This window comes from Alterotamlana spongicola, assembly GCF_035818475.1.
Taxonomy (GTDB): domain Bacteria; phylum Bacteroidota; class Bacteroidia; order Flavobacteriales; family Flavobacteriaceae; genus Cognatitamlana.
Genome location: NZ_JAYMGV010000001.1, coordinates 403,139 through 422,075, shown reverse-complemented (window position 1 = coordinate 422,075; position 18,937 = coordinate 403,139). Strand labels below are relative to the sequence as shown.

Annotated in this window: 8 protein-coding genes; all 8 read left to right on the top strand. The window is 35.0% G+C overall.

The window, feature by feature from the left end:
• Positions 1–43 precede the first annotated feature (43 nt).
• The 8 genes from VOI54_RS01775 to VOI54_RS01740 all read left to right on the top strand — a co-directional run bounded on the left by VOI54_RS01775 (position 44) and on the right by VOI54_RS01740 (position 18,912).
• Entirely contained in the window at positions 44–967 is a 924-nt protein-coding gene (locus tag VOI54_RS01775) for a toxin-antitoxin system YwqK family antitoxin (RefSeq protein ID WP_326281013.1), read from the top strand.
• Positions 968–1,054: 87 nt separating this feature from the next.
• On the top strand, positions 1,055–1,978 hold the full coding sequence (locus VOI54_RS01770) for an SH3 domain-containing protein (RefSeq protein WP_326281012.1): 924 nt from the start codon (positions 1,055–1,057) through the stop codon (positions 1,976–1,978).
• Between the two features lie 144 nt (positions 1,979–2,122).
• Complete coding sequence (locus VOI54_RS01765; protein ID WP_326281011.1) at positions 2,123–2,614, top strand: glycine-rich domain-containing protein; 492 nt, start codon at positions 2,123–2,125, stop codon at positions 2,612–2,614.
• The gene (locus VOI54_RS01760) at positions 2,614–3,423 is read left to right on the top strand and encodes a hypothetical protein (protein WP_326281010.1); all 810 of its coding nucleotides are present in this window, start codon (positions 2,614–2,616) and stop codon (positions 3,421–3,423) included. Before VOI54_RS01765 ends, VOI54_RS01760 begins: the two co-directional genes overlap by 1 nt.
• 418 nt (positions 3,424–3,841) lie before the next feature.
• Entirely contained in the window at positions 3,842–12,088 is an 8,247-nt protein-coding gene (locus VOI54_RS01755; protein WP_326281009.1) for a PKD domain-containing protein, read from the top strand.
• A 354-nt stretch (positions 12,089–12,442) separates the two neighbouring features.
• Positions 12,443–15,253, top strand: coding sequence for a helix-turn-helix and ligand-binding sensor domain-containing protein (locus tag VOI54_RS01750; RefSeq protein ID WP_326281008.1), 2,811 nt, complete (start codon positions 12,443–12,445; stop codon positions 15,251–15,253).
• Positions 15,254–15,623: 370 nt separating this feature from the next.
• Positions 15,624–17,168 (top strand): T9SS type A sorting domain-containing protein, encoded by a 1,545-nt coding sequence (locus VOI54_RS01745; RefSeq protein ID WP_326281007.1) that lies wholly within the window; start codon positions 15,624–15,626, stop codon positions 17,166–17,168.
• Positions 17,169–17,268: 100 nt separating this feature from the next.
• Entirely contained in the window at positions 17,269–18,912 is a 1,644-nt protein-coding gene (locus VOI54_RS01740; protein ID WP_326281006.1) for a sulfatase family protein, read from the top strand.
• Positions 18,913–18,937 lie beyond the last annotated feature (25 nt).

Here is an 18,937-nt window from a genome sequence, read left to right as displayed (position 1 = left end):
ACTTAACGAACATTCTAACCACCCTAAAAATAGGTCTACTTAAATGAAAAAAACAATTTTATTCTTATTAATATTATTTTTAACAATTAGTTTTTCTACTGCCCAAGAGCATAAAAAATATTATTCTAATGGAAATATTAGGGACGTTGGAGAATATGACTCTGGAAAGAAAACAGGAAAATGGATGTTCTATCATGAAAACGGAAAATTAAGTGATATTGGAGAATTTGAGTTAGGAGCTAGGATAGGAGAATGGAAATCATATTATGAAAATGGGGAATTAAGAGCTATTGGAGAATATGTTTCTGGTAAACGAGTTGGAGAATGGAAAACATACCATGATAATGGACAATTAAGCGTTATTGGAGAATATGTCTCTTGGAAAAAAACTGGAGAATGGAAATCATATCATGAAAACGGAAAATTGAGCATTATTGGAGAATTTGATTCTGGGAAAGAAACTGGGGAATGGAAATCATATCATGAAAACGGACAATTAAGCATTATTGGAGAATTTGACTCTGGAAAACAAGTTGGAGAATGGAAATCGTATCATGATAATGGACAATTAAGCACTGTTGCAGAATATGAACTAGATTTAAAAACAGGGAAATGGAAAGCATATTATGCTAATGGGCAATTAAAAAGTACTGGAAAATTTTTCAAAAACAAATTAACGGAAGAATGGAAAATATATCACTCTAATGGAAATTTAAAAGAGATTGGAAAATATGACAATCATAAACCAACAGGAGAATGGAAAATCTATCATTCAAATAACTCTATTTACCAAATAAGACTTTGGATAAATGGAAAACTTATGAATATAAATTCATGTTATGACAATAAAGGAAATGCTCTTGAAAAAGGCTCTTTGATAAATGGGAATGGTACTGTAAACTATTATGATGAAAATGGAAATTTAAAGAAGACTAAAAACTATATAGATGGTGTCATTCAAAAATAAACGGTTACTAACACAGTAATTAAAAAATAGCGATTTTAGTGCTTAAAAACCTTCCATTTTTCATATACAAACCCGTTAGCTACAATTATGAAAAACAACATTCTGACAATAATGTTTCTTTTATTTACAATGTCTATTTTTGGACAAGATAGAATGTATGTAACTGCCAAAAGTGGATTAATTGTTAGAGATAAACCATCATTAGAATCAAACAAAATTTTCCATCTTCCGAATAATACAATGACGTTGATTTTAAAAAAAACTGGAATCAGTTTAGTTGTTACAGACGAAGGAAAAGAAATTAAAGGAGAATGGTTAAAAATACATGGCTTTGATAATGGAGGCAATATAGGTTATGTTTTTGGAGGATTTTTAACAACAGAAAAACCTGAGATATGGTATTCTGGAAAGAAAGCATATTATAAAACTTACAGCTACTATAATCAACAAGAAGGAACATTTGAGTCTAGTAGTATTTCTGAAAAGTATTTAAATAAAAACTTACCAGCTATTCAACCAAATATAGATACTTTAAATCCGAAAAAATTTCCTTACTTTTTTAATCCACAGAATAGAGAAATCGTACTTTTCAAAAACCATAAACTAAATAATTTAAAGCCAGTTGGTATATTAAAGAGTTTAACTCAAGTTAGAATTGATTCTACTTTTTACAAACTCAAATATAAAGACTTAACCAATTGTGTCTGGAATAGGATTAATATCAACGGAAAATATTACTATACAGATTTAGATATTCACGATTTTTCTTTATCAAGAGAATTAATAAATCTAAATCAGAAAGTTGAAATTATTGGTCAATATGATGGTTATGATGGAGTGTACCATTTAGCATATCCAGAATATTTTTTTCTAATTTTTACTGATAATAAAAACAAAGTCATTCACAAAACGAAAGTTCTTGAATTTTATCTAAACGATGAGTTTGCGATGGATGAGGATATATTAGGATTACACTGGAATGGAAAAACATCGAAAATAAAAAAACTGTAAGCAATGCGTATATAATTTATTTGCTAATTCTAGCCTACTTACGAAAATCTGTGAGGGTTTTCTATTTGGTTGGTATTTGCTAAATTAGGTGCTTAAATCACGCAACTAATCTTATGCAAACGCGTTACCACCAAATTCCCAAAAATGACTGAGCAACAAAATGAAATATGGAATAAAATTCAAAATTTTGAAATTGACGACATAGGTTCTTCTTTCAGTTTTACAGATAGATTAGCAAGAGAAAATGATTGGTCAATAGAATATTCTTTGAGAGCAATACTTGAATACAAAAAATTTATTTTTTTAATTACTATTTCTGATTTTCCACAAACACCTTCAGACCAAATTGACCAAGTTTGGCACCTTCATTTACTTTATACAGAGTCTTATTGGATTGAACTTTGCAAAAACACAATAAATAAAAATATTCATCACGGACCAACAAAAGGTTCAGAGGAAAGAACTTTATTTAAAGAACAGTATATAAAAACACTTGAATTTTATGAATATTTATTTAATGAAAAACCACCAAAAGACATTTGGATTGATGTAGAAACTAGATTTGATGAAATTCATTTTACAAGAGTTAACAGAAAGAGGAATTGGATAATACCTAAACTACGATTTAAGAATTAATGAAAATACTATCTCAAATAACACCTGCGGAAACAATGCTTGTTAAGGATTGTACTTCTGTACGGTTGAAAGATTTAATGAAATTCACTTTTATGGATTTGCTTCTTAAAAAAGTAATTGAAATTAAAGAAATAAATAAAAAGTCTCATCCTAGAGATAACTATATTAGAACATATACATATGTTGTTTCAGGTAAAAACTTTAATAAATATAATCCCAAAAATCACGAATTAATTTATTTAAGCCCTTTTATAAAAAGTCCATCAATTCAAATACTATTTAAGAATTTCATAAAAATGGCTTACGATATTTCCAATGGAAGCTGGAATTATAAAAAATCGACTAGAAGTAATCGAGAAATCAATCCATATTTTAAGCAATCATTTTTATTAAATATTCTTAGGCTAAATAAATTAACAGACAACGGAAATAAACTAAAAAAAGAAATATCAAACTATTTAAACGAAATTGACAAAAACATAGACCATCTACTTCATAATGACAAGAAGAAAGGATTAGAGTTATTACTCAGTATTGGAGGGAACATTTTTTTATTAAAAAACCTAGATTTTCAACTTCTAAAAACCATCGATAAAGAATTACGAAACCAGCAGAAGGTTTTATATAAAGATGCTTATGATTCTGATAGTGATTGGTGGCTATACATTGATTTTTTCGAAGACGATTATATGTTTGATTCTTATTTTGATAGTTTTGATGACACTTTAGATTCATTTGATTCTGAATTTGATACATCTGGATGTTCTTCTTGTGATAGTGGATGTAGTAGCTGCGGAGGATGTGATTAAAAACTGGTGGTAACAACAGCTCCTATGAAAAGCACTAGCCAAGTTCTTCAAAGCTAATATTTTATTTATTTACTTAAATCATTTCCTTCTTTAATTTAGCCGTAACAGACTATTAGTTTGTATTTAGCGTTTAAAAAATGCCGATAATTTGATTTTTATTTCAATTCCCCTTTAAATTTCACTACGTCATTTTTACGTCAAATACTACTTTTAGACGAAATAAGCCGCGGGTGTAGTTTTAAGACTACAAGCCTTTGCTTCCGGTCAAACCCTTGATCTATAGTGGGTTCTTTTACTCAAATCAATACGCAATTTAGTTTGATGTAGTACTTAAGATGTAATGAAGTGATAATAAAGTAACCTTCGTTTTAAGTTAAATTTAAAAATTCAAACTCAAACTCAAACTAATTCTAAAATTATGAAACAAACATTACGAAGGAAGCTTTTTAAGCTATCTAGGGAAATAACCTGTTTATTTATCCTATTGTTAATGATGAATACTAATAATGTATTCGCGCAAACTCCTCCGGACTTAGGAACGGATGGCGTATTAAGTTTTACCAGTGAAAGTGGCGTTGCAGATATGGTAACCGTAACTATAAGCGGGTCAGATTATAATGTAGCTATTAATAGTGATGGTACATTAAGTAACCACCAGTTTCCAATAGCTGAAGTTGAGCAATTTCGCTACATGAATATGGAAATGGGGTCAGATATGTTAAATACAACTGGCGCTCCAAATTTAAGACGTGAGATGGCACACCATCAGGAATATCAGGCTAAAGTTATAGAAATGGCAGATATGTTTGACCTGGTACGCTATGGAGATGTTACGGTTAGTTCTGCACAAAGCGGAAATTGGAGCTCGGGATCTACATGGGTAGGAGGTGTTGTACCTCCGGCAGGTTCAAGAGTTTTAATTGAGTCCGGGCATGTAGTGACCATTGATTCTGAAATTTCGTTAGCTCCCAGAACCGTGAGAATTGATGGCGGGATAAAGTTCTCAACCACTCAAAACTCTTCATTAAAAGTAGATACTATGGTAGGAGTTATGGGAAGTACATTTGAAATGGGAACAGAGATCAATCCCATCCCGGAAGGTATTACTGCTAAACTAATTATAGAAAATCAAGGTGATTTTGTAAATACGGGCACAGATGACCCGGATTATGACCCTTCACATTTGGGCTTAGGTGCTATTTTGCATGGTAGTACAAAAATATACGGAATGAAGCGTACAGGGTATGCTACTTTTAAACAAGCTTTAATTGGAGTAAACTCAATAAAAGTAGATCAATTACCTGCAGACTGGAAAGCAGGAGATAAAATAGTAGTAGCCGGTACGGGTAGAAGTGGAACGGAAGATGAAGCAAGACTAATAACAGGTTTAGGAGGCAATACGGTGTCTTTTGATAAACCGTTAATATATGACCATAAAACCCCGACACATACCAAGGCGGGATTAGATTTAAAATTACATGTTATTAATTTAACACGTAATGCTATTATAACAACTCAAGATGGGGTGTATCGTTATGAAATGGATGGTACAGAGCCAAAATCCAGAGGTCATGTCATGTTTATGCATACCAATAATGTAGATATTAATTATGCAGGATTTTATGAATTAGGGCGTACCAATAAACAAGGAACGATGACTAACATGGTTAGAGATGCTTCAGGAAATATAACTACGGTAGCCCATAACCCCATTGCAAGATATCCTTGTCACTTTCATAGAACCGGAGCAAACGGAACTTCTTTTGGAATAGTAAGAGGCTCAGCGGTAGATGGATCTCCAGGCTGGGGGTTTGTAAACCATAGAGGCGCGGCATATATAGAAAACAATGTAGCCTATGATGTTAGCGGGGCGTCTTTTATAGCAGAGGTAGGAAATGAAATAGGAACCTTTGTAAATAATGTTTCTATAAGAACCTTAGGAAACGGAAGAGAAAATTTTACAGGAGATGCTTCATTTGTACCTGAAGACAAAGCGTTTAAAAATATAACCGAGTTTGGTTCGGCAGGAGATGGTTTTTGGTTTCATTCGCATCATTTGTATATAGCAGATAATGTGGCTTCAGGATTTACCGGAAGTGGTTATAACTTTTGGAATCAAACTATAGATGAAGTACACCCGGATACAGAAAAAAAGACACCAGGCGGGCTTACAAATGTAGCATACAAAACAGGAAATGGTATTTTGCTGGAACGTAATACTTCTTATGGAGGTAGTATTGGGTTTTCACCAAACTTTACCATAAAAGCATCAGGGAATTTGTCAGGAGGGGCCATGCGTTATGTAGATCAGGTTATTTTTAATACCACTACAGGAATTATTAGAAAATATTCGTCGGCATCAGAGTTCCATAATTTAGTGATGATAGGTGATTTAGAGTACCCTCAGGGAAATGCAGCCACAAAAGTACACAGTAATGGAAGTGGCTGGAAGTTTTATAACCCACATGTTGAAGGATGGGTTAACGGTATTAAGTTTGAGCATAGAAGTGAAATAGCTTTGGTATACGGCGGTTATTTTAACAATGTATATAGCTTGTTTTTAGGATTCAGACATGATAGAGCAGAAAACGTGTACTTTAAAGACAATGTTTTTGGAAATCTTTCAGAATCAGCACTTAATAATGTAAAGCTAAGCAATCCGGGATTTGATGGTGTGCAAGTTGATTATATTGGGCTTATAGATGATGGTTCAGGAGATGTCTTAGAGCAAGGCGCATCAAACGAAGATGGTTCAGGTTCAATAGGTCAGCTTTCTAATTTTTATGTTCACCATAATGGCGAATTCTATAAAGCATACTTGAAAAAAGAACAGCATCCGGATAGTATTCCTAATGCAGATCCATTATCTGTAAAAGATATGACCAACAGGCAGCGTATAGAAGCCGGTATGTCCCAGTTTGCATTTTGTCAGAATATTTATGACCCTGATAATGTTATAGATCCTAATTTGCCGGATGTTACTTATAGGAACATCGTATTAACAAATACTACAGCAAATGGCATATCCGATGTTGCCATAGGAGAGATAAGGGATTTAACAATAGAGTTAAACCAGGAAAAGGTAATTTTAGCAACAGAGTTATTTGCCAGGTTACAGGATACTAATAACCCAACACTAATAGTTAAGAATAATGTAGATGATACTAAAGTATCAGCGGTATTAAATGGAGCATCAGATCAATTGACTATAAAAGGTCTGGCTCTAGGAGAAAGCGATATTACCATAACAACTACAGGGAATGGTAAAACGGTGTTCAATGTAAAAGTTGTTAATGCTGTGGCACCTCCGGTCGCTCAAGATGATACAATAGAGGTTGACTATGAAACAACAGAAACATTTTCAATCATTGATAATGATACCAGTATAAATGCTGAAAACGGATATACTGTTACCATTATATCTGCTCCAACTAATGGTAGTGTTATAGTGAATACACAAGATAATAACTCCGTGAGTTATACACCAAATTCAGGGTTTAGCGGAACAGATAGTTTTACATACACCATAACAGATTATGTAGATAAAGTCTCTAATGTAGCTACAGTAAATATTACTACGGTACCGGAGGCACCGGATTATACTATCTCTGTAATTGAAGGCGAAAGTGGAGTTATAGATATTACAAGGCCAATTCAAAGTACTTCAGGGGCGTCATATGGTACTGTAACTTTTACAGGGACGACTTTACAATATGTTCAGGATAATTCAGGGCATAACGGAACAGATAGTTTTACTTATAATGTAAATGGACAAACCGGAACAATAACCATAACTATTGATTCAGCAGTGTTAGAAGATTCCGTACCGGTAGCAAACGCCGGAAACAATATAGCTGTTGATGATCCGGATGGAAACGGAAGTGAAGTGATTACCTTAGATGGATCTTTAAGCTATGATGTGGTAGGAACGTCTTTAACTTATAGCTGGGATATTCAAGGAGTATCAGGAAGCCCGTTTAGTGGAGTGTCCCCAACAATTACGGTTCCTCAAGGAACCTATATGGCAACTCTAACGGTTACAGATGACTCAGGAAAAACAGATCAAAGTGCCATTTCTATAGAAGTGGGAGGGTTGCCGAATATTTGTTTAGGAAAAATAGTAACAGCTACTTCTATATCTTCAAACCTAAGAGGCGCTTCTAATGTGACGGATGGAAATGATAATTCAGATCCAACAGCAACCTCTTATTGGAATTCTAAAAAAACAGAAGATGGTATTACATTTCCTCAAAGTGTTGCTATTGATTTAGAAAAACAATATGATATTGATCAGATTGTTCTGAATTTAAGCACCAGAAAGCAAGCACGTCCAAATGATTTTAATGTAGATATATCTGATGATGGGATTAACTGGACAACAGTGTCATCAGCCTCCGGAACTCCTGTAGGGCAGCATCAGACCTTTAATTACGCTACTCCAAAAAGAGCGAGATATATAAGATATGAAGCTCAGAATCCCGGAAGCGATGGGTGGGTGCGTGTTGCCGAAATTTATGCTTACGGAACTCTGGTTCCTAATGTGCCGCCAACGGCTAATGCAGGTGTAGATTTAAAGGTTTATGATGAAAATGAATTGGGGGTAGAAGATGGTTCGGCTACTTTTTCTTTGGATGGAAGTTTAAGTGCAGACCCTGATTATGTTGATATAACTTATAGCTGGCAACATACCGGAGGGTTGATTTATGCCGGGGTTCAACCGGAAATTACATTACCGGTAGGAAATCATGAGTTTACACTAACGGTTACTGATTTAGATGGTGCTACCGCTACAGATGTTGTTAATGTATCTGTAGTTACAGGATCAGAAAATATAGCTTTATATAAAGATGTTAATGCAACAAGTACAGTTTCAGGATCGTCGCCTTCAAATATAAACGACGCATCAAATAATACCGTATATAATAATGATGGTGGTTTACCGGAATCTGTAGATATAGATTTAGGTCAGGTTTACACCTTAGATCATGCCGTTATAGAATGGGAAACTGCTAAGTATGGTATCGACTATTTTATACAGGTTTCTAAAGATGGTGTCAACTGGAACAATGCCAGCACACAGGCAGGAAATGATACACTAAGTAATACAGTAAGTGTTTTAGGGGCTATAGCCCGTTTTATAAAACTAACAGTAACAAGCTCGGCCGGAGCAAATGGTGCTTTTGGAATAAAGGAGTTTGAAGTGTATAAGCAAAATACGGCTAATATAGCACCAACGGCTAATGCAGGAATAGATGCCACAGTTTCAGATTTAAATAAAAATGGTTTTGCAACTGTTGTGCTTAATGCAAGTGCAAGTTCTGATTCAGATGGAACCATTGTAACATATGAATGGGATATATTTGGAAATGCAACAAAAGAAGGCGTAGAAACAACCTTTAACCTTCCGGTTGGTGTTAATACCATCACTTTAACGGTTACTGATAATGATGGAGCAACCAATACGGATACAGTAGATATTACGGTTGCGGATGATAATACGGAATTACCTATAATATTTTTCTATGATTTTGAAGACGGATTAACAACAAATATTGAACCGCTGGGAGAGACCTCAATTGCAGCCGGTGTGATATCAAACCCTTCAAATACATCGGTAAACCCTAGCTCTAAAGTTTTACAGGTAGATATTCCTGAAGGACCATACGATAAGGATTTGCCTACAAGAAAAGTAAAGGCCCAGGGGATCAAATTTGTTTTACCGGGAGGAAAAACATATGTGCCTGGTTTACGTTATTTACATGCTAAAATAAGAACTGCCGAAGGGTCAGATATAAACCGGGTAAGGTTAACAGGAGGAGCAGCAATAGTTAATGATATACAAACCGGAGGCTCATCAAATCAATGGAAGGCAATGGTTTTTGATTTGGGATCTACCACATGGGATGCTTCAACAATAAATATGCAATTAAATTTTGTTAATGAACCATCAGGGAGTTGGCCGGCACAAACCATTTATCTGGATGATATTTATTTATCTAATGATCCGGCACCGTTTGATAAAACATCAAATAATGCTCCCGTAGCCGTTAGTTCTAATTATACCGTTACAGATACAGATGGAAATGGGGTACAACTAGTAGGTTTAGATAGCTCATCCAGTACAGATTCAGATAGCCCTATTTCAAGCTATACATGGTCAATTCCTACGGTAGGAGAGTTTGGAACAGGAAACACAACAATGAATTTAGATATTCCAGTTGGGACGTATAACGCTACATTAACAGCTACCGATATTGGTGGAGAGTCAGGAACTGCTAATTTTACAATAACTGTAAATCCGGATCCAACTAATACCGTTCCGGTAGCAGATGCCGGTTTAGATCAGGTTATTGTAGCTTCAAGTTCGCAAATGGTTACTTTTGATGGTAGTGGCAGCTCAGATCCGGACGGAACTGTGGTGGCATATAAATGGGATGTTCCCGGAGTTGGAACATTTAATGGCATTTCAGCCAGTGCCGTACTACCGGTAGGGGCTACTACTGTAACGTTAACGGTTACAGATAACGGTGGAGCAATTCATACAGATACGGTAGAGGTGACTATCGGTACATCCGGGTTGCCAAATAGAGCGCCGGAAGCCAATGCAGGAGCTGATAAAACTGTTGAAGATGCCAATGGTAATGGTGTAGAAGATGTGACATTAAATGGAGCATCTAGTTCAGATCCTGACGGTTCTATAACGTATAGCTGGGCAATTTCAGGGCAATCAGCAGCTACAGGAGTTAGTCCAACCGTATCATTAGCTGTGGGATCACATACAATAACTTTAACGGTTACAGATAATGATGGCGCTACAAGTACAGATACCGTAACAATTACAGTAGATGCCGGATCGGTTGCAAATACAGCGCCGGTGGCTAATGCAAACGTAGATCAAATAAATAATACAGCAGTGCGTGATGGCTCTGATGATGATGGTTCAGCCGATGTTGTTTTTGATGGAACCGGGAGTACAGATTCAGATGGAACCATTGCATCGTACAGCTGGGATGTACCGGGTGTAGGAACTTATACAGGTGCTAATCCAACGGTTAGTGTACCGGTAGGGAATTACACGGTTACTTTAACCGTCACTGATGATGATGGTGCAACTCATACAGATACAATGGATCTGGAAGTATTGGCCACAAATAGTATTGATCAGGTAGAGGGGTTCTCTAAATACCATAGAGATGTGTTTAATGGCGGAATTTCAACAAGAGTATCTAACCCGGTTTCAGGAGGTATTAATACCTCAAGTGAAGTGATACAGTTGGATTTACCTGCAGCAAACAGAAGTATTAATGCAGGAGTTTCCTACCAACTTTCTACAATGCCTGCGGTGGTTACAGATAAGCGCTATTTACGTGCCAAGATTTATAAAAATTCGGTATCAAGTATAGATGCACGAATAAATATAAATGGATCTACGGCAAACCATACTCCGGTAACGGCTTATCAAACAGCAGGAACCTGGGAAGAGATTGTTTGGGACTTAGGTACGGGAACAAAAACCATTACAACTATAAGCATCAGGCCGGATAGAGATGGAGGTACCAGTGCAGAAGTGGTGTATATTGATGATATTATTTTAAACAATGTGGACCCGTCAGCAAATGCAGCACCAATAGCTGATGCAGGAGACGATAAGCCATTTTTAATAGATACTAATAATGACGGAACAGAGAGTGTTGTATTAGATGGATCGGGAAGTTCAGATTCTGATGGTACTATAACGTACAGTTGGGCAATCCCCGGACAAGCAGCAGTAACGGGAGTTGATCCTACAGTATCACTAGGTGTTGGAACACATACCATAACATTAACCGTAACGGATGATGACGGTGCAACAGATACAGATACGGTAGTTATAACAATATCATCTAACTGTAATAGTACTTTTCCATATACAGAAAGTTTTGAGTCAAATAATATTGGTACATGGGTACAAAGTACATCCGATGATTTTGATTGGGATACTATTACTGGTGAAACACCATCAGTTAGAACAGGGGATTCACCAGCCGTTGATGGAAGCTATTACATATTCATGGAAGCAGATGGTCATTTTAATGAAGAAGCTATAATCACGTCAGAATGTTTTGATTTGACTGGTTTAAGTACTGCTTTCTTTGATTTTCAGTATTATATGCGAGGAAGACATATGGGGTCATTAAACTTAGAGATAAGCACTGATGATGTTACTTGGACGAGTCTTTGGAGTATATCCGGAGATCAGGGAAAAGCATGGTTCCCGGAAAGTATAGATTTAGTATCATATCTAAACGAATCGTTTGTTAAATTTAGATTCAAAGGCACTATAGGTTCAGGTAGTAAAAGTGATATCGCTATTGATATGATAGAGCTTAGCGATGGTCAGTCTTCAGCTAAAGCACTGCTTGATAAGGTAGATAGTGTAGGTATTGAAGCAGTAACACTAATTTATCCGAACCCAAGTAGTGGAAAGTTTACTATTAGTGTAAAAACAAATGAGGCTGAAAAAATTGATGTTGATATTTATAACTTAATAGGTCAAAAAATATTGACTAAGAAAGATGTGGACACTATTTCAGAATACGATTTAAGTGGTTACGAAAGAGGGATGTATATCATTAATATTATGACCAAAGACCACTTGGTAACTAAACGACTTATTATTGAATAGTAATTTAAAGAGTGACTTTAATGAGACTAAAAAAGGCATCCTGATTTATCAGGATGCTCTTTTTTATGATATTATAGAATGATTTTTAATATCAAATAAAGCTATTGGCTATGGTTGTTAAAAGAATCTTTAAGGAAGTATGCTATAAAAACCTAATGGTTTAATTAAGGTTTTAATTATTGATACTACACGAAACCATAGTAATCTAGAAGCATTTTAATACGTGATAGAAGTTAGTTATTAGATTTTAATTGGACTAAGACCTGAAAGAGCCATGTAAATTAGTTTTTTTATATTTGAAAACCCTTTAACCTATCTTACACGCCTTGCGTCTTACATATAAGTGAACTGAGTATGAATTATTTTAAAGTTTGTTTTTTTTTCATAGCCATATTTGTTTCTTTTCAAACCAAAGTGTTAGGTCAGTTTTCCCCAAACTTTAAAAATTATTCAATTTCAGATTATGAAGGAGGGAATAAAAATTGGGGTGTTGCTTTTGATAGTATAGGTAGAGTTTATGTTGCTAATAACGAAGGATTACTTGAGTATAATGGCGTACGATGGAAGCTTTGGCCAATGCCCAATAAAACCATTGTCAGATCGGTTTTTGTTGATGGAGATAGAATATACACAGGGTCTTTTGAAGAGTTTGGGTATTGGGAAAGAGATGCTAAAGGCATATTAAAATATACATCTTTAACTCAAAAGGAGAATAAGTTAAAATTTGATCAGGAGTATTGGCAGATAATTTCATATAATGATGCCTTGTATTTTAGATCATTCACTAAAATATATGTTTTCAGGGATAATAAAATAGAACTCATACCAACAATAGGAACCATTACGTCTTGTAATGTTGTAAATAATGAGTTGCTTATTTTTTCTTCCCGTTCAGGAATTTTAAAATTGGTCAATAATGAGTTTATTCCGGTTAGTGATATTAAGATTCCAAACGAAGTAAAAGTAAACCATATCCTTCCATTAAAGGGATCAGGGCTTTTCATATCATCAAGACTTAACGGCTGTTTTGTTTTTGATGGGAAAGACACCAAACCATGGAACTCTGAAATTAACTCCGTAATTCAAAAATATGAACTGAACAATTTGCTGCGATTGGCTAATGGAGACCTTGTTTTTGGAACTATTAAAGATGGGGCGTATTTAACGGATAAATCCGGAAAAATATTATTTCATTTAAATAAGGATGACGGGCTGATAAATAATACAGTTCTTTTTCAAAATGTTAGCAAGAATAATGAATTGTGGTTAGGCCTGGACAATGGCCTGGCATCAATTGATTTAAAATCTAAAGTTGAGATCTTCAATGATGTGGGAGGAGATTTAGGTGCGGTTTATGATATTGTAAACTATAAAAATACCCTGTTTATAGGTAGTAATACGGGGTTGTACTATATAGATGAAAACAGGGAAATTCAGTTTGTAAATGGATCACAAGGTCAGGTTTGGGATCTTAAAGTAGTGAAAGATAACTTATTTTGTGGCCATAATAATGGCACCTTTTTAGTTAAAGATAAGCAGTTAGAAGAAATTTCTGATTTTGAAGGCGGCTGGATGCTAAAGCCTATTATAGGAGAAGACGATTTTATGCTGCAAGCTACATATTCTGGGTTTGTTCGATATAAAAAGAGTAGCAATGGATGGGATGTAAGTAGAGTCGCTAATTTTAATTTGCCATTAAGGTATCTGGTTTTTGAAGACAGAACTACTGCCTGGGGGGCACATCCGTATAAAGGACTGTTCAAAGTAGAATTTGACGAAAACCTTGAACGGGTTATTTCTTCTAAAAACTATGAGAACAAGGGCGTTTGGTCTACCTATAACTTAAAAATATTCAAGGTAAAGAATAATATTGTTTTTCAAACCGGTAAAGGCTGGCAAAAATATGAACCACTGGAAGATAAAATAGTGCCGTTTGATATGCTCTCGGAAAAAATAGGAGAAAATTCATTTATAATATCAGAAGAGCCGGATGAGCTTTTAGCAGTTAAGGAAGGCGATCTTATTTTTATTAAACCCTCCTTCTCTTCAGACAAAAAATACTATATCCCTAATACCTTTTATAAACAACGACTGGTTTCCGGGTTTGAACGCATATCAAAGGTTAATGACAGTATTTATGCATTGTGCCTGATGGATGGATTTATGCTTTATAACGAATCTAATTTTGGTGTTAAGTATAAATTAGAGAAACCTATTGTTGATTATATAAAGTTAAAAGATGAGTTTATAGATACAGATACAGCAGATATTAAAACAAGTTTTAAGGACAATAATATTTCTATAGAGATCTCCTCGCCTAATTCAGCAGACCATTTTTTTGAGTACAGACTGATACCATCTTCAGATCCGTTATGGAAAGCTAATGATGACGGAAAGATTGAGCTTTCTAACCTGTTGGAAGGTAAATATAAACTGGCCTTAAGAACAGCAGATGCTAATGGGAAAAAATCTGAAGAGATCATATTGAGCTATTATGTTGCTCCGCCATGGTACAGAGGTGTAGCTGGAGGTGTTTTATATGTGTGTTTGGCTATGATATTGGTATTGGCTATGTATAGCTATAATCACCAGAAATTGAAGCGGAAACAGCGTATTATGAAAATAAACCTGGAGAAGGAACAAAGCATTTTATTGAAGGAAAAAGAATTGGAAAACCTTAAGGCTATCAGTGAAGTTAAAAATGCAGCATTGGCCAATGAAATAAAGCTAAAGAGCAAGCAACTGGCTAATACGGCTATGGCTCTGGTTAAGAAAAATGAAATACTAGTGCTTTTAAAGAAAGAGCTCATAATAAATAAGGATAAGTTTAATAATCGGTATGCTTTTAACCGTTTAATTAAGCTTATAGATAAAAGCATTGAGCATGAAGATGAGTGGCAGTTGTTTGAGTATAATTTTAATCAGGTGCATAAAGAGTTTTTTGAAGATTTGCGTAGCAAATACCCGGCACTTACGCATAAAGATCTAAAGCTATGTGCTTATATAAAAATGAACCTGTCAACTAAAGAAATAGCACCATTATTAAATATTTCTGTCAGAGGTGTTGAAACCCATAGGTACAGATTGAAAAAGAAATTTCTGTTAGACGAGCAGCATGAAGGCATAAATATTAATAAGTTTTTAATGCAGTTTAGTAAGAGTTAGAAGTTGATTGATTATATAGCTAAAATCTGATAATTTCACAAAATAGAGCTTGTATTTTTGTGATTTTTAAGGGTTTTTAGCTTCTTTTTTGAGATAAAAGATACTTCAAAACTAAAAAATCACTACGTCAGTACTACGTCAAAAATCATTTTTTGTTATTTATTTTAAGGCCTGTAAACCTCTGTAACCGCCTTTATTAGTGGTGTATCAGGTCTTCTTTTCTGTTGATGTATTTATAAATAACGCTCCTTTTTTGAAAACCGTTTTTCTAATAGTAGTTTTACTTCTCACTACTCTCCGTTTTTTTAAGACTATAAAAGTGCACGGAAAAACGATATGTAAATTACTAAAACTAAAAAATATTTAAGACATGAAAAAAATTACTTTATTATTAAGTTCAATTTTGATGACGGCAATTGGGTTTGCTCAAGGAGATTTTCCCTATGATTTTGAATTAAATCCGTTAACGGGAATCTCCACAACAAATTCTTCTATTTCAGTAGCTGACGTGGTTAAAGTTAATGATAATGGAACTAATACAGGTACACCAGACAAAGTATTGGAAAGAGAAGTTGACGGTAGCGCACAAAATCTACATTCCGTGCTAATTCAGCCAGCAACAGAGTTTAATTTTGCCGGGGGTGCCGCTAACGAAACAATTAGCTTTAAAGTTTTGTTTACAAATTCTGGAGGGGCAAATCAAACTTTACGTATTAGAGTTGGTATAGGAGGTACTGCGGATAAGGCTCAAGGAGATGTGGTTATTCCTAATGCTGCAAGTAATACCTGGTATAATGCTACTTTTGATATCGAAAACGCAGGTGTCTTTACTGGGACTGTATCTGATAAAGATAAAGCAAAAAACTTGGCTTTTGATAGAATTTATATCTCAACTACAAGCGCAGAAAGTAAAGCAACTGGATCTATTATTCGTTTTGATGATATTGTACATACCAGTGGTGTGCTTATTGGTGTTGATGAAGATGGAGATAATTACTATACCTTATCTAATGCTAGTTCTGAGCCTGGTTATTTAGGTGTAGATTGTGATGATACAGATGCAGCTATAAACCCTGGGGCAACAGAGAGTTATTATGATGGTATAGATTTTGACTGTAATGGGTTTGATTTTGGATCGGATAACTCTGGAAATGTTATTAGCTTGCCGTTTGGTTTTGAGGATACCGATAACTTTCATAAAGGGATAGAGACTAAAACGCAATTTGAATTTTCTGTTGTTCCAACGCCTTCCAAAGGAGCTTCAACACCTACAGGTACCAATAGTTTGAAAATTGAGACAATTCTTGATGCTAATAACCATGCTGGTACAATTTTTATAATTGATAGCCCCTTTGCAATAAATGAAGTTGTAGAGTTTGCTGCTGCTGTTGAAGGAACTACAGCTACATTTTTTGATGTTTGGTTGTGGAACAATGCAGACGGTTTTGCTAATAGAGTTGAATATAGGGTTGATTTAGCGGCAACTGAAACAGATTGGAATGTTTATCAAATAGACACAGATATTTCTGGTGCAAATTGGATAAGTACTGCAGGGGTTTTACCTAGCAGCTTTGATAGAGTTGGAGTTTATCTTCATAAAGGAACAAACCAAAATGGTGTAATAGTTTATTTTGACGATTTACAACTGGCAAGTACCGCTGGTATTAAAGACTTTGAAAACTCAGGCATTGACTTCAGTTACTTTCCAAGCCCTGCAAGAGAGGTGTTAAACCTTAAGTCAGCTAAAACAATTCAAAGTATTAGAATGTATAACTTGTTAGGTCAGGAGGTTTTAAGCAAACAAATCAATGCTAAAACAGATGGTATCAATGTATCCGGCTTAAACAGAGGCATCTATATCATTACGGCAACAGTAGACGATGTAGAGGGAACATTCAAATTTGTAAAACAATAGACAGACAGAATAGAATAATAGATTAATAGCCCTATAATACATATTAAAGCCAAGCGGATGCTATTTGCTTGGCTTTAATTATCAAAAGAAATACGTTATAATGAAAAAACAAGTGTGTAAAAATCTGCTAATAGCCTTTGGTTTGACTTTCTTAATGGCCGGTTGTCAGGATAAAAAGAAAGAGGACATAAAGGAACAGCAACGCCCTAACATTGTATTTATCATGGCAGATGATCATGCTTATCAGGCATTAAGTGCTTATGGCCACCCTGTTTCTAAATTGGCACCAACACCAAATATAGACAGGATAGCTAATGCAGGAATACGCTTTGATAATTCATTTGTAACAAATTCTTTATGTGGTCCCAGTAGGGCTGCCATGCTAACAGGTAAGTTTGGGCATATAAACGGCTTTTCTTATAACGGGCAAACCTTTGACGGGAACCAACCTACATGGCCTAAAATGTTAAAACAGGCCGGTTATCAAACCGCTGTTGTTGGTAAATGGCATATAGGACATACCCCTGAGGGTATTGATTTTGATTTTTGGAAAATATTAAATGATCAGGGTGAATACTATAATCCGGAAATTATAACCAAAGACACCACTGAAGTTGTTGAAGGCTATGCCACTGATTTGACAACAGACTATTCTATTAATTGGTTAGATAAGCAACGCGATAAAAGTAAACCATTTGCTTTGATGATTCATCATAAGGCGCCACATAGAAATCAAATGCCGGCATTGCGTCATACACAAATGTATGAAAACACTAAATTCCCTATGCCGGAAACCTATTTTGATGATTATAAAAACAGAACAGCCGCGGCAGAACAAAAGATGAATATCTACAGAGATATGTATGAAGGACATGATTTAAAAATGACTGTTGCTGTAGGGTCTGATAGTTTAAGATATGACAGGTGGCCGAATCATTTTCAACGTATGACTGAAGCACAGCGCACAGCATGGAATAATGCCTATAGAAAGCGCAATGATGATATGAATGCTGCAAATTTCACGGAAAAAGAAATGGCAGAATGGAAATATCAGCGTTATGTTCAGGATTATTGTGCAACAATAGCTTCTGTAGATGAAGGTGTTGGTCGTGTTTTAGATTATCTGGAAAAAGAAGGATTAACTGATAATACTTTGATAGTGTATACCTCAGATCAAGGTTTCTTTGTAGGAGAACACGGATGGTTTGATAAACGATTTATGTATGAAGAGTCTTTTAGAACGCCGTTATTAATGCAGTTTCCTGGTAAAATAAAAAACAATAGTGTCGCTACAGAAATGGTTCAAAATATTGATTTAGCTCCAACCTTTTTAGAATATGCCGGACTGCCGGTTCCTGAAGATATCCAAGGCGTTTCCTTAAAAGGAATTACCGCCGGTGAAAAAGAAGAGGACGATTGGAGAAAATCATTGTATTACCATTATTATGAGTTCCCTGGTTTTCATTCGGTAAAAAGACATTACGGAGTAAGAAATGAACGTTATAAATTGATTCATTTTTATAACAATATTGATGAATGGGAATTTTACGATTTAGATAAGGATCATAATGAGACCAATAATCTTATTAACAATGAAGCCTATGCTGCGCAGATAGCTGAAATGAAAGAAGAGCTTAAAAGGTTGATGGAGTTTTACAAAGAACCACCAATTGAAGAATGGAAAGATGTAAAACTTGGCAGAACAAGAAAAGTCCCAAATATGATTCCGGAGAAAAAGCATTGATCTTTTTCTGAATTCGGAAGTGCCA